16 protein-coding genes and 1 pseudogene are annotated in these 15,856 nt (G+C 67.3%); 12 read left to right on the plus strand and 5 right to left on the minus strand.

The window, feature by feature from the left end:
- Positions 1-301: 301 nt before the first annotated feature.
- A complete protein-coding gene (locus tag DM816_RS31810) occupies positions 302-514 on the minus strand; it encodes a helix-turn-helix domain-containing protein (RefSeq protein WP_162908047.1) in 213 nt (70 codons plus the stop codon).
- Between the two features lie 161 nt (positions 515-675).
- On the opposite strand from DM816_RS31810, the gene DM816_RS31815 reads away from it, so the two are divergent.
- From DM816_RS31815 to DM816_RS31850, 8 genes are all read left to right on the plus strand, one after another.
- On the plus strand, positions 676-1,656 hold the full coding sequence (locus DM816_RS31815; RefSeq protein WP_117214085.1) for a ribose-phosphate diphosphokinase: 981 nt from the start codon (positions 676-678) through the stop codon (positions 1,654-1,656).
- 239 nt (positions 1,657-1,895) lie between these two features.
- The gene (locus DM816_RS31820) at positions 1,896-2,540 is read left to right on the plus strand and encodes a 50S ribosomal protein L25/general stress protein Ctc (protein ID WP_117214087.1); all 645 of its coding nucleotides are present in this window, start codon (positions 1,896-1,898) and stop codon (positions 2,538-2,540) included.
- Between the two features lie 275 nt (positions 2,541-2,815).
- Positions 2,816-3,409: an aminoacyl-tRNA hydrolase gene (gene pth, locus DM816_RS31825; protein ID WP_117214088.1), complete on the plus strand. Its 594-nt coding sequence runs from the start codon at positions 2,816-2,818 to the stop codon at positions 3,407-3,409.
- Positions 3,410-3,504: 95 nt separating this feature from the next.
- Entirely contained in the window at positions 3,505-5,073 is a 1,569-nt protein-coding gene (locus DM816_RS31830; RefSeq protein ID WP_117214090.1) for a sugar transferase, read from the plus strand.
- Positions 5,073-5,846 carry a 3'(2'),5'-bisphosphate nucleotidase CysQ gene (locus DM816_RS31835; protein ID WP_117214092.1) on the plus strand — a complete coding sequence of 258 codons (774 nt, stop codon included), beginning with the start codon at positions 5,073-5,075 and terminating at the stop codon, positions 5,844-5,846. The genes DM816_RS31830 and DM816_RS31835 overlap by 1 nt, the downstream gene beginning before the upstream one ends.
- A 61-nt stretch (positions 5,847-5,907) precedes the next feature.
- Entirely contained in the window at positions 5,908-6,822 is a 915-nt protein-coding gene (gene cysD, locus DM816_RS31840; RefSeq protein WP_117214094.1) for a sulfate adenylyltransferase subunit CysD, read from the plus strand.
- A gap of 1 nt (position 6,823) precedes the next feature.
- Complete coding sequence (locus DM816_RS31845; RefSeq protein WP_117214096.1) at positions 6,824-8,083, plus strand: sulfate adenylyltransferase subunit 1; 1,260 nt, start codon at positions 6,824-6,826, stop codon at positions 8,081-8,083.
- Positions 8,080-8,994: a VCBS repeat domain-containing M23 family metallopeptidase gene (locus tag DM816_RS31850; RefSeq protein WP_117214097.1), complete on the plus strand. Its 915-nt coding sequence runs from the start codon at positions 8,080-8,082 to the stop codon at positions 8,992-8,994. The genes DM816_RS31845 and DM816_RS31850 overlap by 4 nt, the downstream gene beginning before the upstream one ends.
- A gap of 128 nt (positions 8,995-9,122) precedes the next feature.
- Here the strand turns inward: DM816_RS31850 and DM816_RS31855 are convergent, their stop codons facing one another.
- Together DM816_RS31855 and DM816_RS31860 are read right to left on the minus strand one after the other, a co-directional pair.
- Positions 9,123-10,382: an SPFH domain-containing protein gene (locus DM816_RS31855; RefSeq protein WP_117214099.1), complete on the minus strand. Its 1,260-nt coding sequence runs from the start codon at positions 10,380-10,382 to the stop codon at positions 9,123-9,125.
- Positions 10,383-10,395: 13 nt separating this feature from the next.
- Positions 10,396-10,599: a hypothetical protein gene (locus DM816_RS31860; protein WP_117214101.1), complete on the minus strand. Its 204-nt coding sequence runs from the start codon at positions 10,597-10,599 to the stop codon at positions 10,396-10,398.
- Positions 10,600-10,659: 60 nt separating this feature from the next.
- On the opposite strand from DM816_RS31860, the pseudogene DM816_RS44795 reads away from it, so the two are divergent.
- Positions 10,660-10,968: pseudogene (locus DM816_RS44795) on the plus strand (MFS transporter); the annotation flags it as partial.
- 34 nt (positions 10,969-11,002) lie between these two features.
- On the plus strand, positions 11,003-11,545 hold the full coding sequence (locus tag DM816_RS44800) for an MFS transporter (protein WP_246002473.1): 543 nt from the start codon (positions 11,003-11,005) through the stop codon (positions 11,543-11,545).
- Here DM816_RS44800 and DM816_RS31870 read toward each other — a convergent pair.
- Both DM816_RS31870 and DM816_RS31875 read right to left on the minus strand, forming a co-directional pair.
- On the minus strand, positions 11,502-12,683 hold the full coding sequence (locus tag DM816_RS31870) for a glycosyltransferase 87 family protein (RefSeq protein WP_117214102.1): 1,182 nt from the start codon (positions 12,681-12,683) through the stop codon (positions 11,502-11,504). The genes DM816_RS44800 and DM816_RS31870 overlap by 44 nt on opposite strands.
- On the minus strand, positions 12,680-13,552 hold the full coding sequence (locus DM816_RS31875; protein WP_425455297.1) for a hemolysin family protein: 873 nt from the start codon (positions 13,550-13,552) through the stop codon (positions 12,680-12,682). The genes DM816_RS31870 and DM816_RS31875 overlap by 4 nt, the downstream gene beginning before the upstream one ends.
- Positions 13,553-13,653: 101 nt before the next feature.
- Here DM816_RS31875 and galE point away from each other — a divergent pair, with 101 nt between their 5' ends.
- The gene (galE, locus tag DM816_RS31880; protein WP_117214104.1) at positions 13,654-14,613 is read left to right on the plus strand and encodes a UDP-glucose 4-epimerase GalE; all 960 of its coding nucleotides are present in this window, start codon (positions 13,654-13,656) and stop codon (positions 14,611-14,613) included.
- Positions 14,610-15,671 carry a galactokinase gene (galK, locus tag DM816_RS31885; RefSeq protein ID WP_117214106.1) on the plus strand — a complete coding sequence of 354 codons (1,062 nt, stop codon included), beginning with the start codon at positions 14,610-14,612 and terminating at the stop codon, positions 15,669-15,671. Before galE ends, galK begins: the two co-directional genes overlap by 4 nt.
- Positions 15,672-15,856 lie beyond the last annotated feature (185 nt).

Genomic DNA, 15,856 nt, shown 5'->3' on the forward strand with positions numbered 1-15,856 from the left:
CCCCACCCTCCCCCCACCCCACCCTCCCGGCCACGCCTCCGGTTGATCTGAACTTACGTCCCTGTTCGACGGGGCGTCGTGACGCTAACTTCATGATCAACCGGCCGGGGTTGACCGAAGGGCAACGAGCGCCGTGGGTGGGACACCTTTCCAGGGGCGCGAGGTTTGGGCCGCGGTAAGCAGCCGTAGCCGGCGTAGGTTTCCACGTGGGTTGGCGGCGGCTCGGTCCCGCGGCAGGCATTGGTGGCCGCGCCGCAGGTGAAGCCGACCGAAGATCAACGAGCAGGGTGCGCCCGCGCGGTCACAACCAGCCTCGCTTGGCGGCCTCGGCGCCGAGGGCGAACTGGTTCTTGGCGCCGGTGGCGCTCTTGAGCGCGGCGATGTGCTCGTAGACCGCGCGCTCGCTGAGGAAGACCAGTTTGGCTATGGTCGAGATGGTGAAGCCGGCCGCAAGGAGCAGCAGAATGCGCCGCTGGATCACCGGCGGCTGCTCCACGCTCTCTTCACTCGGCACAGCATTGACGGTAACGCCCCGGCATGGTCGTCATCAAGGCGAGTGTCCACAGTGAGATAGCGCACGTGAGGTTGGCCTTAAATCCTGGTGACGAAAGCGCCAGGAGAGGATGGCCCGAAGGTGATACTGACCGCAAGCCATCGCGTGAGAGGCGGAAACCGATGGGCAGCATCGTCGCGGAGAACAGGAAGAGCCTCATGCTCTTCTCCGGCCGGGCCTACCCTCAGCTGGCCGAGGAAATCGGGCACGTGCTCGGGGTCGATGTCACACCGACGACCGCATATGACTTCGCCGGGGGCGAGACCTTCGTGCGCTACACCGAGTCGGTGCGAGGGGCCGACGCGTTCATCATCCAGTCCATGACGCAGCCCGTGAACAAGTGGTTCATGGAGACGCTGCTGATGGTCGACGCAGCGAAGCGTGGATCCGCCAAGCGCATCACGGTCGTGTTGCCGTTTTATCCGTATGCCCGGCAGGACAAGAAGCACCGGGGCCGCGAGCCCATCTCGGCGCGGCTGATCGCCGATCTGCTCAAGACCGCCGGGGCCAACCGCATCCTCACCGTGGACCTGCACACCGCCCAGATCCAGGGCTTCTTCGACGGCCCGGTGGATCACCTGTTCGCGATGGACATCCTGGCCGGATACGTGCAGGGCGCCTACGGGGATCGCCCGCTCACGGTGGTGGCGCCGGATTCCGGGCGGGTGCGGGTGGCCGAGCGATGGGCCGACAAACTGGGCGGGACTCCGCTGGCGTTCATCCACAAGACCCGCGACATCACCGCGCCCAACCAGGTGGTGGCCAATCGAGTGATCGGTGAGGTGGCCGGGCGCACATGCATCATTGTCGATGACATGATCGATACCGCGGGCACGATCTCCAAGGCGGCCGACATCCTGTTCGACTCGGACGCGGCCGACGTGATCGTGGCGGCGACCCATGCCGTGCACTCCGATCCGGCCACCGAGCGCCTGAAGAACAGCCGGATCCGCGAGGTGGTCGTGACCAACACGCTGCCGCTGCCGCCGGAGAAGCAGTTCGACAAGCTGACCGTGCTTTCGATCGCCCCGCTGCTGGCCCGTGCCATCCGTGAGGTGTTCGACGACGGCTCGGTCACCACCCTGTTCGGCGGGTTGAGCTGATCGGGTGGACCGCGGCTCGCCGGCGGCGTGATCCTGACGATCTCTGATCCACGAAGTGGTCAGGATCGGGCTTGGAGGGCGTCGCCTTCCGGGGCGAGCTGCCCGCGCGTTCGCTTTGGCACGCGCAAGGTATTATGGCTCGGTTGCCACGGCGAGGGTGCGCGAGCACCGTTATCGACGCGGAGCTCTGGCTCATCGTCGGCCGCCCTTCAAACGATCATTGAGCCAGGAGTTTTCTCATGTCTACAGGCGTGAAGATCACCGCCGAGCCGCGGACCGAGTTCGGCAAGGGCTTTGCCCGCCGTGCCCGCAAGGCCGGCCTCGTGCCCGCCGTCATCTACGGCCACGGCGAGGCCCCCCGCCACATTTCCCTGCCCGCCAAGGAGTTCGCCGCGGCCCTGCGGCACGGCGGCATGACGACCGTCTTCGACATCTCCGTCTCCGATGGGCACACCACGCTGGCGCTGCCCAAGGCGATCCAGCGCGACGTGCTCAAAGACACCTTCAAGCACGTCGATCTGATCATCGTCAAGCGCGGCGAGATGGTGACCGTCGATGTTCCGGTGCAGGTCGTCGGCGAGCCCGCGCGCGGCACGCTGGTGACCGTCGACCACGACCGGGTGTCCATCCTGGCCGAGGCGCTGAACCTGCCGGAGCACCTGGAGGCGTCGGTCGAGGGCCTCGACGCGGGCGCGCACGTGACCGCCGGCGAGATCAAGCTGCCGCGCGGCGTGACGTTGGCGACCGACCCCGAGACCATCATGGTGGTCGTGGCGCACGCCCCGACCGCCGAGCAGCTTGAGGGTGAGACCGCCGCGGCGGCCGAGGAAGGTGCCGAGGGCGAGGCCGAGGAAGGCGCCGAGGGCGAAAAGTCCGAGGGCTGACCGCCTCGACTTGGGAGCCGCGATCCGCTTCGACGGGCAACCGCGACAGGCAGCTCACCGCGATGGTCAGCCTGCTGCGATCGCCGAGGGACGAGAAGTCCGAGGCTGGCGATCGGGACAGGCGGGCGACCGTGACGGCTGGTCCGTCGCGGTTGCCCCCGAAGACTGAGCCGCCAGGTTGCGGGTCGCATGCGATATCGGGTGCCGCGCCGGGTGCGCGGGCACCTAAAATTGGTCCGGCAGACCGTCAATCAGTCCGGCGATGAGAGGGGACTTTGGTGGACAACGCGCCCTGGCTCATCGTCGGGCTGGGCAACCCGGGCCCGAGATACGCCGGCAACCGGCACAACGTCGGATATATGGTCGTCGACCTGCTGGCCAAGCGGGTCGGTGCCACATTCGGCCGCCATCGCAAGGCGCTCGCCGAGGTCGCCGAGGCGCGCCTGGGTTTCGGCGCCGACGCGCCCCGGCTCGTGCTGGCCAAGCCGTTGAGCTACATGAACCTTTCGGGTGGCCCGGTGGTGGGGCTCGCCCAGTTTTACAAGGTGCCGCCGGAGCAGATCGTCGCCGTGCACGATGAGCTCGACATCCCTTACGGCCAGCTGCGGTTGAAGTTCGGCGGGGGCGAGGGCGGCCACAACGGGCTTCGCTCCATGTCCGGTTCACTGTCCACAAAGGACTATGTGCGGGTGCGGTTCGGCATCGGCCGCCCGCCCGGCAGGCAGGATCCGGCCGACTTCGTGCTCAACGACTTTTCCTCCGCCGAGCGCAAGGAGCTGGAGTTCCTGGTCGATCGGGCCGCCGATGCCGTGGAGGCCGTGGTGGTGAAGGGCCTGGCCCCGGCTCAGCAGATCTATCACACTGCGTGACATTTCACCGCACGCGCCGTTGAACCCGTGAGGGACGGCGCCTTCGCCGGCGGTCCGCCCCTGCGACTTGCTTTAGCAGGAGCGAGGAATCACGGATGCAGCAGCGGCCACGGCCCTACCCGAGTCGAGACCGTCGTCCGTCATCCGTGGACTATGCGCCGACTCCCGCCGGGCCGGCGCCGTTCAGCCCGGCGCCGATCGGGCTGGTGGCCGTGCGGCCACAGCCGCGTGGCCGCACGCACATCGGCGTCCCGGTCCGGGAACTCAACCGCCGGAAGGGCTGGGAGCAGCGCTACCTGTGGACGCTGCTGGCCGCCGATTTCGTGGTCGGCACCGCGGCCGGGGCCCTGGCCTATCTGTTCCGCTTCGGCGGGCCGCTGACCCCTCACAACCGGATGTATTTCCTGTTGTCTGTTCTGCTTCCCATCGCGCTGGTCGCCGCGGTCGGCTCAACGAGGTCATACGACAAACGGTTCCTTTTTGTCGGTACCCAGGAATATGACCGGGTGATTCGCGGAGGTCTATGGTTGATCGCCGCCGCCTCCATCGTCTCGTATGCCCTCGAACTGCCGACCGCGCGGTCGTACGTGCTCATCGCGCTGCCCGCCGCCACGGCGGGGATGGTGGTCGCGCGATTCCTCCTGCGCCACCGGCTTCACCTGCGCCGCGAGCGCGGCGAATGTCTGCGCCGGGTGATCGTGGTCGGGCACGAGCTGGCGATCATCGCGCTGACCCGGCAACTGTGCCGCGAGCGGTTCCACGGGCTGGAAGTCGTCGGCGCGTGCGTTCCGGCCGGCAGCGACGGGCTGGTCGGGCTGCCCGTCTACGGCACGTTCGACGATGTCGCGACCGCCGTGAGCCACGCGGGCGCCGACACCGTGATCGTGTTGAGCTGCCCGGAGCTGGACGGGCACGCGCTGCGGCGCATGGCCTGGCAGCTGGAGCGGGACGAGGTCGACCTGATAGTGGCCAGCGCGCTGATCGACGTGGCGGGCGACCGCACCACGATCCGCCCCGTCGACGGTCTGCCCATGCTGCACGTGGAGCATCCGCGTCTGTCCGGCGGGAGCCGGATCGTCAAGGAGCTCGCGGACCGGGCGGCCGCGTCCCTGCTCATCCTGTTGTTCGCCCCACTGCTGATCGCCATCGCAGTCCTGATCAAGCGGGGTTCGCCCGGTCCGGTGTTCTTCAAACAGACCCGGGTCGGCCGCGACGGGCGCGAGTTCACCATCTACAAGTTCCGCACCATGCACGTCGACGCGGAGGCCCGCCTCAAAGAGCTGATCCCCCTGAACGAATACGATTGCGTGCTGTTCAAGATGCGCGACGATCCGCGCGTCACACCGACCGGGCGTTGGCTGCGCCGGTACTCGATAGATGAATTGCCCCAGCTCTTCAATGTCGTTTCTGGACAGATGTCGCTCGTGGGCCCGCGCCCGCCCCTGCCGGGGGAGGTGGCCGCATATGCTGATGACGTCCGTCGAAGGCTGGCGGTCAAGCCTGGAATGACCGGACTCTGGCAGGTGTCTGGCCGGTCGGACCTTTCCTGGGAGGAAGCGGTGCGGTTGGATCTGCGCTATGTCGAGAATTGGTCATTGTCCATGGACCTGGTCATCATGCTGCGCACGGTGACGGCGGTCCTGCGTAGTTCGGGGGCGTATTGATGCCCCCGGCGTCGGATGGCGCGTTCGCCGCTTGGCTGGCGCGCAGCGTGGGCGAGATGCTGCAGGGCCTGCGCGAGGAGATGGGCTTTGGCGACCCGGACGCCCTGCGTGAGGCGGGTGACAAGCGGGCGCATGACATGCTGCTCACCGAGCTGAGCCGGTGGCGGCCGGCCGACGCCGTGCTCTCGGAGGAGGGCGTGCGCGACGACCCGGCCCGGCTGGTCAACGAGCGGGTGTGGATCGTCGATCCGCTGGATGGCACGCGCGAGTTCGGCGAGCCGGGGCGGACGGACTGGGCCGTGCACGTCGCGCTGTGGAGCCAGAAGACGCTGGCGCTCACGGCCGGGGCGATCGCGCTTCCGGCTGCGCCGCAGCTGCTGGCGACCGACCCAAGGCCCGCTTACCCGTCGCTGCACCCGGATGTCGCGTCCGGCGGGCAGTTCAGGATCGCGACCAGCCGCACCCGGCCACCGGCGTTCCTGCCCGCGCTCGCCGAGCAGGTCGCAGCGGTGCTCGTGCCGATGGGATCGGCGGGCGCAAAAATCGCCGCAGTGATTACTGGACAGGTTGACGCATATATTCACGCGGGCGGGCAATATGAATGGGACTCGGCCGCGCCGGTCGCAGTCGCCCAGACAACGGGTCTGCACACGTCGCGGATCGATGGAAGTGCGTTGATCTACAACCGGGCCGACCCGAGCCTCCCGGATCTGCTGGTGTGCCGGGCCGACCTGGCAAAGAAGCTGTTGTCGGCCCTGTCACAGCACGGTTGATGCGGGTGGGTGAGATGGGTACCGTAAATTCCCGAGTAAAATACTAGGAAAGGCTCTGGCGATGACCAACCCGGCTGCTTCCTATCGCTTCACGCATCTGGATGCTCTCGAGGCCGAGAGCATTTTCGTGATGCGGGAGGTCGTGGCGGAGCTGGAGCGGCCGGTGATGCTGTTCTCCGGCGGCAAGGATTCGATCGTCATGCTGCGCCTGGCGGAGAAGGCGTTCCATCCGGGGCGCATCCCGTTCCCCGTGATGCACGTGGACACCGGGCACAACTTTCCCGAGGTCATCGTCTATCGCAACCGGCGGGTCGAGGAGCTCGGGCTGCAGCTGATCGTGGCGAGCGTGCCGGACGCGTTGGAGCGCGGCCTGGTCACGGAGCCGGCCGGCGGGTCGCGCAACCGCATCCAGACACCCGTTCTTTTGGATGCCGTCGAGAAGTACCGCTTCGACGCGCTGTTCGGCGGGGCGCGGCGCGATGAGGAGAAGGCGCGGGCGAAGGAGCGCATGTTCTCCTTCCGCGACGAGTTCGGCCAGTGGGACCCCAAAAACCAGCGGCCCGAGCTGTGGTCGCTCTACAACGGCCGGCACCACCCGGGCGAGTCGATCCGGGTGTTCCCCCTGTCCAACTGGACCGAGCTGGACATCTGGCATTACATCGAGCGCGATGACATTCCACTGCCGTCGATCTACTTCGCGCACGACCGTGAGGTGGTCGAGCGCGATGGCATGCTCTACGCGGTCAACGAGTTCCTCGCGGCCAAGGCGGGGGAGACCGTGTTCACCGAGCAGGTGCGCTACCGGACCGTGGGCGACGCGACCTGCACCGCCGCGATCCGTTCCGATGCCGACACGGTCGCGAAGGTGATCGACGAGGTGGCCTCCACGAGGATCACCGAGCGCGGTGCGACCCGCGGCGACGACAAGGTTTCGGAGGCGGCCATGGAAGATCGCAAGCGGGAAGGGTACTTCTAAAATGTCTGGAGATCTTCTACGGTTCGCCACGGCGGGCAGCGTCGACGACGGCAAGTCGACCCTGATCGGGCGCCTGCTCTACGACACCAAGTCGCTGTTCACTGACCAGCTGGAGGCCGTCGAGGCGGTCAGCGCGGCGCGCGGCGACGAATACACCAACCTCGCGCTGTTGACCGATGGGCTGCGGGCGGAGCGGGAGCAGGGCATCACGATCGACGTGGCGTACAGGTATTTCGCCACGCCCAAGCGCAAGTTCATCATCGCGGACACGCCGGGGCACATTCAGTACACGCGCAATATGGTCACGGGCGCGTCAACGGCTGACCTGGCGTTGGTGTTGGTCGATGCGCGCAAGGGGATCGTGGAGCAGTCGCGGCGGCACGCGTTCCTGTGCTCGTTGCTGCGCGTGCCGCACCTGGTGCTGTGCGTCAACAAGATGGACCTGGTGGACTGGTCGCAGGACATCTACAACGAAATCGTCGCAGAGTTCAGCGCGTTCGCGGCCAAGCTGGAGATCACCGATCTGGCCATCATCCCGATCTCGGCGCTCAAGGGCGACAACATCGTGTCGCGCTCGGCCAACATGCCGTGGTACGAAGGACCCTCGCTGCTGCACCACCTGGAGCACGTGCACATCGCGTCCGACCGCAATCTGGTGGATGTGCGGTTCCCGGTGCAGTTCGTGGTCCGTCCACAATCGACGGTCGTGACGGATTATCGGGGCTACGCGGGGCAGGTCGCCTCGGGCGTGCTCAAGCCGGGCGACGAGGTGATGGTGGTGCCGAGCGGGTTCACCACCCGGATCGCGTCGATCGAGACCGCCGACGGGCCGGTGCAGGAGGCGTTCCCACCGATGTCGGTCACGGTACGGCTGGAAGACGAGATCGACATCTCGCGCGGCGACATGATCTGCCGGCCCAACAACGCGCCCGCGATCGCGCAGGACGTCGAGGCGCTGGTCTGCTGGATGGACGAGACCAAGCCGTTGAGCGTGGGCGGAAAATACGCCATCAAGCACACGACACGCAACGCGCGGGCGATCGTGCGGCAACTGCACTACCGGCTCGACGTCAACTCGCTGCACCGGGACGAGCAGGCGTCGGGCTTGGCGCTCAACGAGATCGGGCGGGTGCGGCTGCGGACCACGGTGCCGCTGCTTGCGGACGAATACCGGCGCAACCGCACGACCGGCGGGTTCATCATCATCGACGAGAACACCAACCGCACCGTCGGCGCGGGCATGATCGTTGAAGCCGTGTGATCGCGGAGGACATTCCATACTTCAAGCTGCCGTTCCAATGTGGACAGGTCTGGAGCGTGTCCACCTATGCCGGGCATTGGCCCAATGCGAATAGCCTGGACATGTTCCACGCCGGCGGGGAAACGCAGGGGCAGCCGCTGCATGCGCCGGCCACGGGCGTGCTCGAATACACCGGTTGGTGGAGCGAGAAAAGCGGGTGGACCATCATCCTCGACCACGGGGGCGGGTGGAAGACCTACTACCTGCACCTGATGGACGCCTCGTTCCTGCCCGTCGGGTCCGAGGTCAAGCAGGGGCAGCACATGGGCTACGTTGGCAACAGCGGCATACCCGACCGGCAGTATGTGCCGCACCTGCACTACACGGTGATGGAGCAAGACGTCGCCGTGCGGGCGGTGTTCAGCGGGGTGCCGGCCGCACCGCACGCGGGCGACATCGGGGCGACCGAGCAGATCGTCAGCCGCAACTGCGGATCGTCGTGGGACGGCGATGCCATGGCCGAGTTGGTGACCGTGTCGCCGGACGGGACGGTTACTGTCTACCTGAACAAGGGCGACTTCAAGTTCGCCAAGTCCGGTGAGGTGATCGCGACCGGGCGGGATCAGGTCCACTTCGCCGATCTGGATGGCGACGGGCGCACCGAGCTGGTGGACCGGCCGCACGCCGATCTCGACGGCGACCGGCGCGACGAGCCGCAGGACGGCACTTTCGCCGATCTGGACGGCGACGGCCGAGATGAGCCCGTCGGCGAGGGCATCTACGCCGACATCGACGGCAACGGGCGTGACGAGCTCGTCAAGGTCAACGCCAACGGGGATGTCGAGGCCTACTGGAACAGTGGCAACGGCGAGTTCGCGCAGAAGCCCGACATCCTCATGAACGTCGGCACCTCACGCGTGATGTTTGCCTGAGCCCGGCGTCCGGTGTTGCCAGAGCAAGGAAAACGGCATCGTGTAAATCCGATCTCCTCGGGACGCCGATTCGGTGCCGAGGTGGAGCAAAATGCCAGCGGTGAGCCGATCGCCCAGCTCGCCGTTGGTCAGATTTCCGGGCCCTTCGCGGCAAGGGCCTTGTAGGCCGCGGTGAGCGAGGCGATCACACCGGCCAGGGATGTGGTGTCGGCGGTGCCGGTGAGGTTGACGGAGCGCAGCTCGGTGGGCTTGGGCAGCTTGGCGACGATGTCCGGGAGGGTCGCGATGAGCCGGGCCTGGATGGCTGTCTCGGTCTGGCCGTTGTCGATGTCCTGGCGCATGCGGCCGCGTTCGATCTGCATCAGCTTGATGGAGTTTTCGTTTTCGGCGCGGGCCGTGGCGGTCGCCAGCTCGTACTCCAACTTCAGCTGCTCCAGGGTGTGTTCGAGCTCCAACCGCAGCCGCCCGATCTCGACCTCCTTCTCGTGCCGCGCCTGCTCAAGCCGGATGGCGTGTACCTTGGTGGCGTCGCGCTGCTCGGCGAGTTTGCGCGCGTCCTCCTGCTCCCGCTCACCGCGCCGCAGTTTTTCGTTGGCGTCGCGGTCGAATGCGGCCGCCGCGTTTTGCGCCTGCCGCGCCGAGACGGCTTCCTCGGTGGTGAGCTCGGCCAGCCGCGCGATCTGGTTCTGCTCGGCCCGATAGGGCTTTTGCAGGTTTTCCCACAGCGTCGTCGAGCTGACCACCGCCTCCTTGATCTGGACGGTGACGATGCGCAGGCCGAGGTTGCCCTCGGCGACCGCGCGCAGGCGTGAGGTGAGCTCCTCGATGATGGGCTGCTTGTCGCTGAGCACTTCGCGCACGCTCATCGTGGCCACCTTGTCCTTGATCGCGGCCTCGGCCTGCTCCTTGAGCTGGAGGTTGACCAACCGCATGGGATCGTTGCGATCGCTGAAGTCCAGTCCGCGGTAGGCGGTCTCGATGTCGGCGACGATCCACTGCACGTAGGCCTGGACCACGACGCCCTGCAGTTCCCGGCAGATGCAGAACGCGTTGAGCAGGATCGTCTGCATGGTGCCCGGCACGACCAGGTATGAGTCGGTGTATGGGTTGTACCGGAAGGAGATCCCGAGTCCAATGTGGACCGGCTTCTCCCGCCCGCGCCGCGTGTGCACCACGAACGCGTTCGGCGGCACCAGCACGTTCTTCCACCGCCCGAAGCCTGTCACCCGAACGGCGACAGACGGGCTCTCCTCGCGCGGAGAGGATTCCCGCGACCGGCGTGGCGCCGGGGCGGGCGCCATCGCCTTGCTCGGACGCAGGTCCTCCTCCAGGGCGGCCTGCTGTGCCACAACCCGTTCCAAGTACGTGTTGCTCTGACTCGACGACATGCGCCGCACCCTATCAATGCGTCGATGGGTCGCGGCGCCAGGCCGAGAGGAGCTCCAGCAGGCTTAAGGCGACGTCCAGACCGCGGCAGAAGACACCCGATCGGCTGACGGCAAGCAGCGGCACGGGCTCGTCCGTCAGCCGGGCGCGGTGCTTCTGCCGCGCGGTGGGGGCACGGGCGTCGAACTTGTCGCGCTCCGGCCATTTGACGGATCCCACGAGCCGGATCTCTTTGGCGATCGATCCCCGATGAACTTCAGTGAACTGAAGTGTGTGCTCATGTCGAGAACCGGGGACGGGCTCCGACCAAGGGGCATGAGAGCCAACTGGATCGGGTTGGGCGTGCTGGCCCTGCCCACCTTGCTGATTTCGATCGACGTGTTCGTCATGCTGCTTGCCCTGCCGCATGTGGCCGCCGACCTGGGTGCGGACGGCACGGAGCAACTTTGGATCATGGATATTTACGGCTTCATGCTCAGCGGGTTCCTGGTCACCATGGGCACGCTCGGCGACCGCATCGGCCGGCGCAGGCTGCTGCTGATCGGCGCGACGGCGTTCGGGCTCGCCTCCGTGGCCGCGGCCTATTCCCGCAGCCCTGTTCATCGCGCAATATCTGCAGCTCGTGCAGGGTCTCTCGCCGCTTGAGGCCGGCCTGTGGATGCTGCCCGCCGCGGTCGCGTCGGCCATCAGTTTCGTGGTGTCGCCGTTGCTCGCCCGCCGCATCCGCCCGCCCTACTTGATCGGCGCCGGCCTGGCCGTGTCGGTCGCGGGCATGAGCGTCATCGCGCAGATCAGCGCGACCGCCGCCCCGATCGTCATCGCGACCGCGTTCGCCGTCATCAGCCTGGGCGCGGGCCCGCTGGTCACCCTGACGACCGGTTTCATCCTGGGATCGGCTCCGCCGGAGAAGGCCGGATCCGCGGCGTCGATGAACGAGACGAGCGGTGAGTTGGGCTACGCCTTGGGCATCGCGATCCTGGGCACCATCGGCGCGGCGGTCTATCGCAGTGAGTCGGGTGGGATCGTGCCGTCGGGCGGCTTCGTGCTAGCGGAGGCGTTCACCACCAGCCTGAACACTGTTGCGACGATCGCAGCCGCGCTGCTGGCGGGCGTCGCGATCCTCATGACGACCTCGCTAAGACGCGTTCGTGCCGAAACGCGATAACGACCGACGCGCACAGCACAAGCGTGACGGCTACGCGGGCGAACACGAAGAACGCGTAGCCGTCATACGTGATCGAGCCGTGCAGGTGCTTCCACACCGACCACCAGTAGGCCAGCTCGCCCGCCTGCCATAGCACGAGACTGAGCAGTGGTGCGCCCGCCGCGACGGCCAACGGGAGCAACCAGAGCACGTACTGCGGCGAGTACACCTTATTGGTCACCAGGAATGCGGCCACCAACAGGAAGCTCAGCACGACCGGGTCGCGCGGCGCCCACAGCAGGATGGCGAGCACGCACAGTCCTAATGCGACCATGGCCAGCACGTTGAGCGAGGGCGTCTTGATGCCCAACAATTCCAGCGCATAGTAGACCGATCCGAAGTCGGCGGGCCGGGATTGGTTGAGCCGGAAGAACTCCAGCCATCCGTCCGGGAACAACACGACGACCGGCAGATTGACCACGACCCAGGTGAGGCCCGCCGCAATCACCGGGCGGCTCGCAAGAGCAAGAGGAGGCCAATGGGCCTTGCGTTCGCCCGCGGCGGGCGGGGGGCCGAGGCGAGACGAGCCGCGGCGACGCGACGCGACCAGGAACGCCAGCAAAAGCAGTGCGGGGTAAAGCTTCGCGGCCGTGCCGAGTCCAATCGCGACACCCGCCAGCCATTGCTGGTCCCGTTTGAACAACAGCAACGCCAGCATGGTGAACATGACCGGCAGCATGTCCCAGTTGATGGTCCCGGTGACGGCGAGCACCGGCGACAGGCCGACGATCAAACCCGCGCCGGTGCGTCCGGTGAGCCGGACCGTCGCCCAGACCGTGACCAGCGTGCACGCCAGCATGACGAACGCGTTGAGCAGATAGTAAGCGGCAGGCGTGCCGGACAGTCGCGCCGTGATGTCGGCCAGATAGCCGGTCAGGACCGGATATTCAAAAGAGCGTTCCGTCGAGTACGGAAAATGCCCCTGCGCCAACCCGCGGCCCTCATACAGCACGGGAAAATCGCTGTAGCACAGCCGCCCGAAGATAAGCTCGCGATCGTAGGGCCAGCCCGCGCTGTGGCACGGCCATTTCTGCCACATCCCCGCGGCAAACGCGAGCACAGCCGCCGCATAGGGAGACCAGTTGGGCAGTCGCGTCATGCCAGTTCCGTGGGAACGACGCGCACCCGCGCGACCCGGCGGCCGTCGAGCTCGGCCACGATCAGCGTGCACACGTCCACCGTCACGGCGTCGCCGACCCGTGGCAGGCGCCCGACCGCGCTCATGATGAACCCGCCGACCGTCTCATATGGGCCATCGGGCAACGCGACTCCCGTGCGCTCGGCGAAGTCCGAAAGGTTGAGCCGCCCGTCCACTTCGGACGGCCGCTCGTGCGGCAGGGCCGTGGGTGTGTCATCGTATTCGTCGTGGATCTCACCGACCAACTCCTCGATCAGGTCTTCGAGCGTGACGATCCCGGCCGTGCCGCCGTATTCATCGGCCACCACGGCGATGGTGTGCCGCTCCCGCCGCATCTCCGACAGCGCCGCCAGCACGGGCTTGCTCGCCGGCACGCGCTTGATCTCCCGCGCGAGTTCGCCGACCGCCCGGTCGGGCTGAGCGTCCCACAGCAGGTCGCGCAGGTGCACGAAGCCCACTACGTCGTCGTCATCGGCGTCGATGATGGGAAAGCGGGTGTGCCCGGCCGCGCGCGCGTATTCGACCGCCTCGCGCACGGTCATGGTCCGGCGCAGGAAGCACACCTCGGTCCGCGGGACCATGACCTCGCGCACCATCGCGGTCGAGCGGGCCAGCGCCTTGCCGATGATCAGCCGTTCGTCGGGGTCGAGCGTCGTGTTGACGGCGACCAGGCGGCGCAGTTCGTCCTCGGTGATGCGCTCGCGCCCCGTGGTGGAGTCGGCGCCCAGCACGCGGTTGGTCCATCTGGTGAGCCCGTCCGCGGCGCGCACGATCGCCGGTGCCAGCGTGCGCGCGAAGCGGCCAGGCTCGCGTTGTCGGGGCGTAGCCACGGATAAATGATGCCCTACCTCCTGGATCATGAATTCCTCCAAGGAGGAGTGTTTGATACTGTCGGATTGTGTTGGAAGTTGTGAGGGGTTAGGCTCGCCGCATGAAGCTTCTGGTAACCGGTGGCGCGGGCTACGTGGGTAGCGTCGTGACCCGGCTCCTGCTCGACGCCGGACACAGCGTGGTCGTGGTGGACGACCTGTCCCGCAACGACGCGGCGCAGGTGCCGGCCGAGGCGGAGTTCGTGCAGGCGCGCGTCCACGACATCGCCGACGTGCTGACGCCCGACTTTGACGCTGTCCTGCACTTCGCGGGCCTCATCGCGGCGGGCGAGTCGATGGCGCACCCGGAATGGCACTGGGACAACAACTTGGTCGCGTCGCTGAAGTTGCTCGATGCCATGCGCGCCGCCCGGGTACCAAGAATAATCTTCTCTTCGACGGCGGCGACCTATGGCGATCCGAGCGAACTGCCGCTGACCGAGGAGGCCGTGACGAAGCCGGTCAACACCTACGGGGCGACCAAGCTCGCGGTCGACATGGCGATCACCTCCGAGGCGCACGCGCACGACGTGGCGGCGGTGAGCCTGCGCTACTTCAACGTGGCGGGCGCGCTGATCCACTCGCGCGGGATGATCGGCGAGCGGCACGACCCCGAGACGCATCTGATCCCGATCGCGCTTGAGGTGGCGCTCGGCAAGCGGGAGAAGCTTCAGCTGTTCGGCGACGACTATCCGACGTCCGATGGCACGTGCGTCCGCGACTACATCCACGTCGCCGACCTGGCGCAGGCGCACCTGCTCGCGCTCGACGTGCTCGTGCCGGGCCAGCACCGGATCTACAACCTTGGCAACGGCACGGGCTTTTCCAACCGGCAGGTGGTCGACGCGGTGCGCGAGGTGACCGGGCATCCGATCCCGGTGGAGATCGCGCCGCGCCGGTCGGGCGATCCCGCGGCGCTTTACGCCTCTTCGGAAAAGGCGCGCACGGAGTTGGGCTGGGTGCCGGCAAAGCCGGACCTGCGCGACATCGTGGCCGACGCGTGGAGGTTCGCGCAGAAATGAATGTCACGGCAGTCGCCCCCGGCCGGGTGAACCTGATCGGCGAGCACACCGACTACTGCGACGGCTTCGTGCTGCCGTTCGCACTTCCGCATCGCACGACCGTGACGGCCGCAAAAACCGCCGAAAGCCGTTGGAGCGTAACGTCCCGCGACGAGACCGTCCTGTTTGATCTGTCCAATAAGGTCGTCGGGTGGGCGGCCTATGTCGCCGGTGTCGTGTGGGTGCTGCGCGAGGCCGGATTTGACGTGCCGTTCGCCGACCTGACGGTCGAGTCCGATGTGCCCATGGGGGCGGGTCTTTCGTCGAGCGCAGCGCTCGAATGCGCTGTGCTGACCGCGCTTGCCGAGCTTGGTGGGCTCGATGTGCCTGTGGCGCAACGGCCCTCGCTCGCGCAGCGGGCCGAAAACGACTACGTGGGCATGCCCTGCGGCATCATGGACCAGTCCGCGTCCACATTGTGCCGCGCCGGGCACGCCCTCTTCCTCGATTGCCGCACGCTCGAAACCGAGCAGATCCCGTTCGACCTCACGGGCGAGGGGCTGGCGATGCTCGTGATGGACAGCCGCGCCCCGCACGCCCATGTCGACGGCGAATACCGCATGCGCCGGGCCGCCTGTGAGGAGGCCGCCGCGAGCATCGGGGTGGCCGCGCTGAGGGACGCGACGCTTGCCGATCTGTCGCTTTTAGACCCCCATCTGGTACCGCTTGCGCGCCACGTCATCACGGAGAACCAGCGCGTGCTCGACACCGTCGCCCACCTCAAGGCGGGAAGGGTGCGCGACATCGGGCCGCTCATGACCGCCTCGCACGCGTCCATGCGGGACGATTTCAAGATCACTGTGCCGGAGGTGGACGTGGCCGTGGAGACCGCGCTGCAGGCCGGGGCCTACGGCGCGCGCATGACCGGCGGCGGGTTCGGCGGGTGCGTCTTGGCGCTGGTCGATCGCGACGCCGTGACCACAGTGGAGGGTGCGATCCACAAGGCCTTTGCCGCCAACGGGTTCAACCCGCCAGCCGGGTTCGTGGCAACGCCTGCCGAAGGGGCGCACGTGCTCTAGCGGGCCGGCTCACGGCGGCCCGCCAGCCGCGGTGCCTCATGGCCGCGGTCGTCTCGCCTCGGCCCGCCTGCCGAGCCGGGTCCGCGTGGCCTCCTCTCGCGCCCACCAGGCCGTCTGCCTCATGGCCGCGGTCGTCTCGCCCCCCGGCCGCGGCTGGCGAGCCGGGTCCGCATGGCCTCCTCTCG

Source organism: Allorhizocola rhizosphaerae, from assembly GCF_003426775.1.
GTDB lineage: Bacteria > Actinomycetota > Actinomycetes > Mycobacteriales > Micromonosporaceae > Allorhizocola > Allorhizocola rhizosphaerae.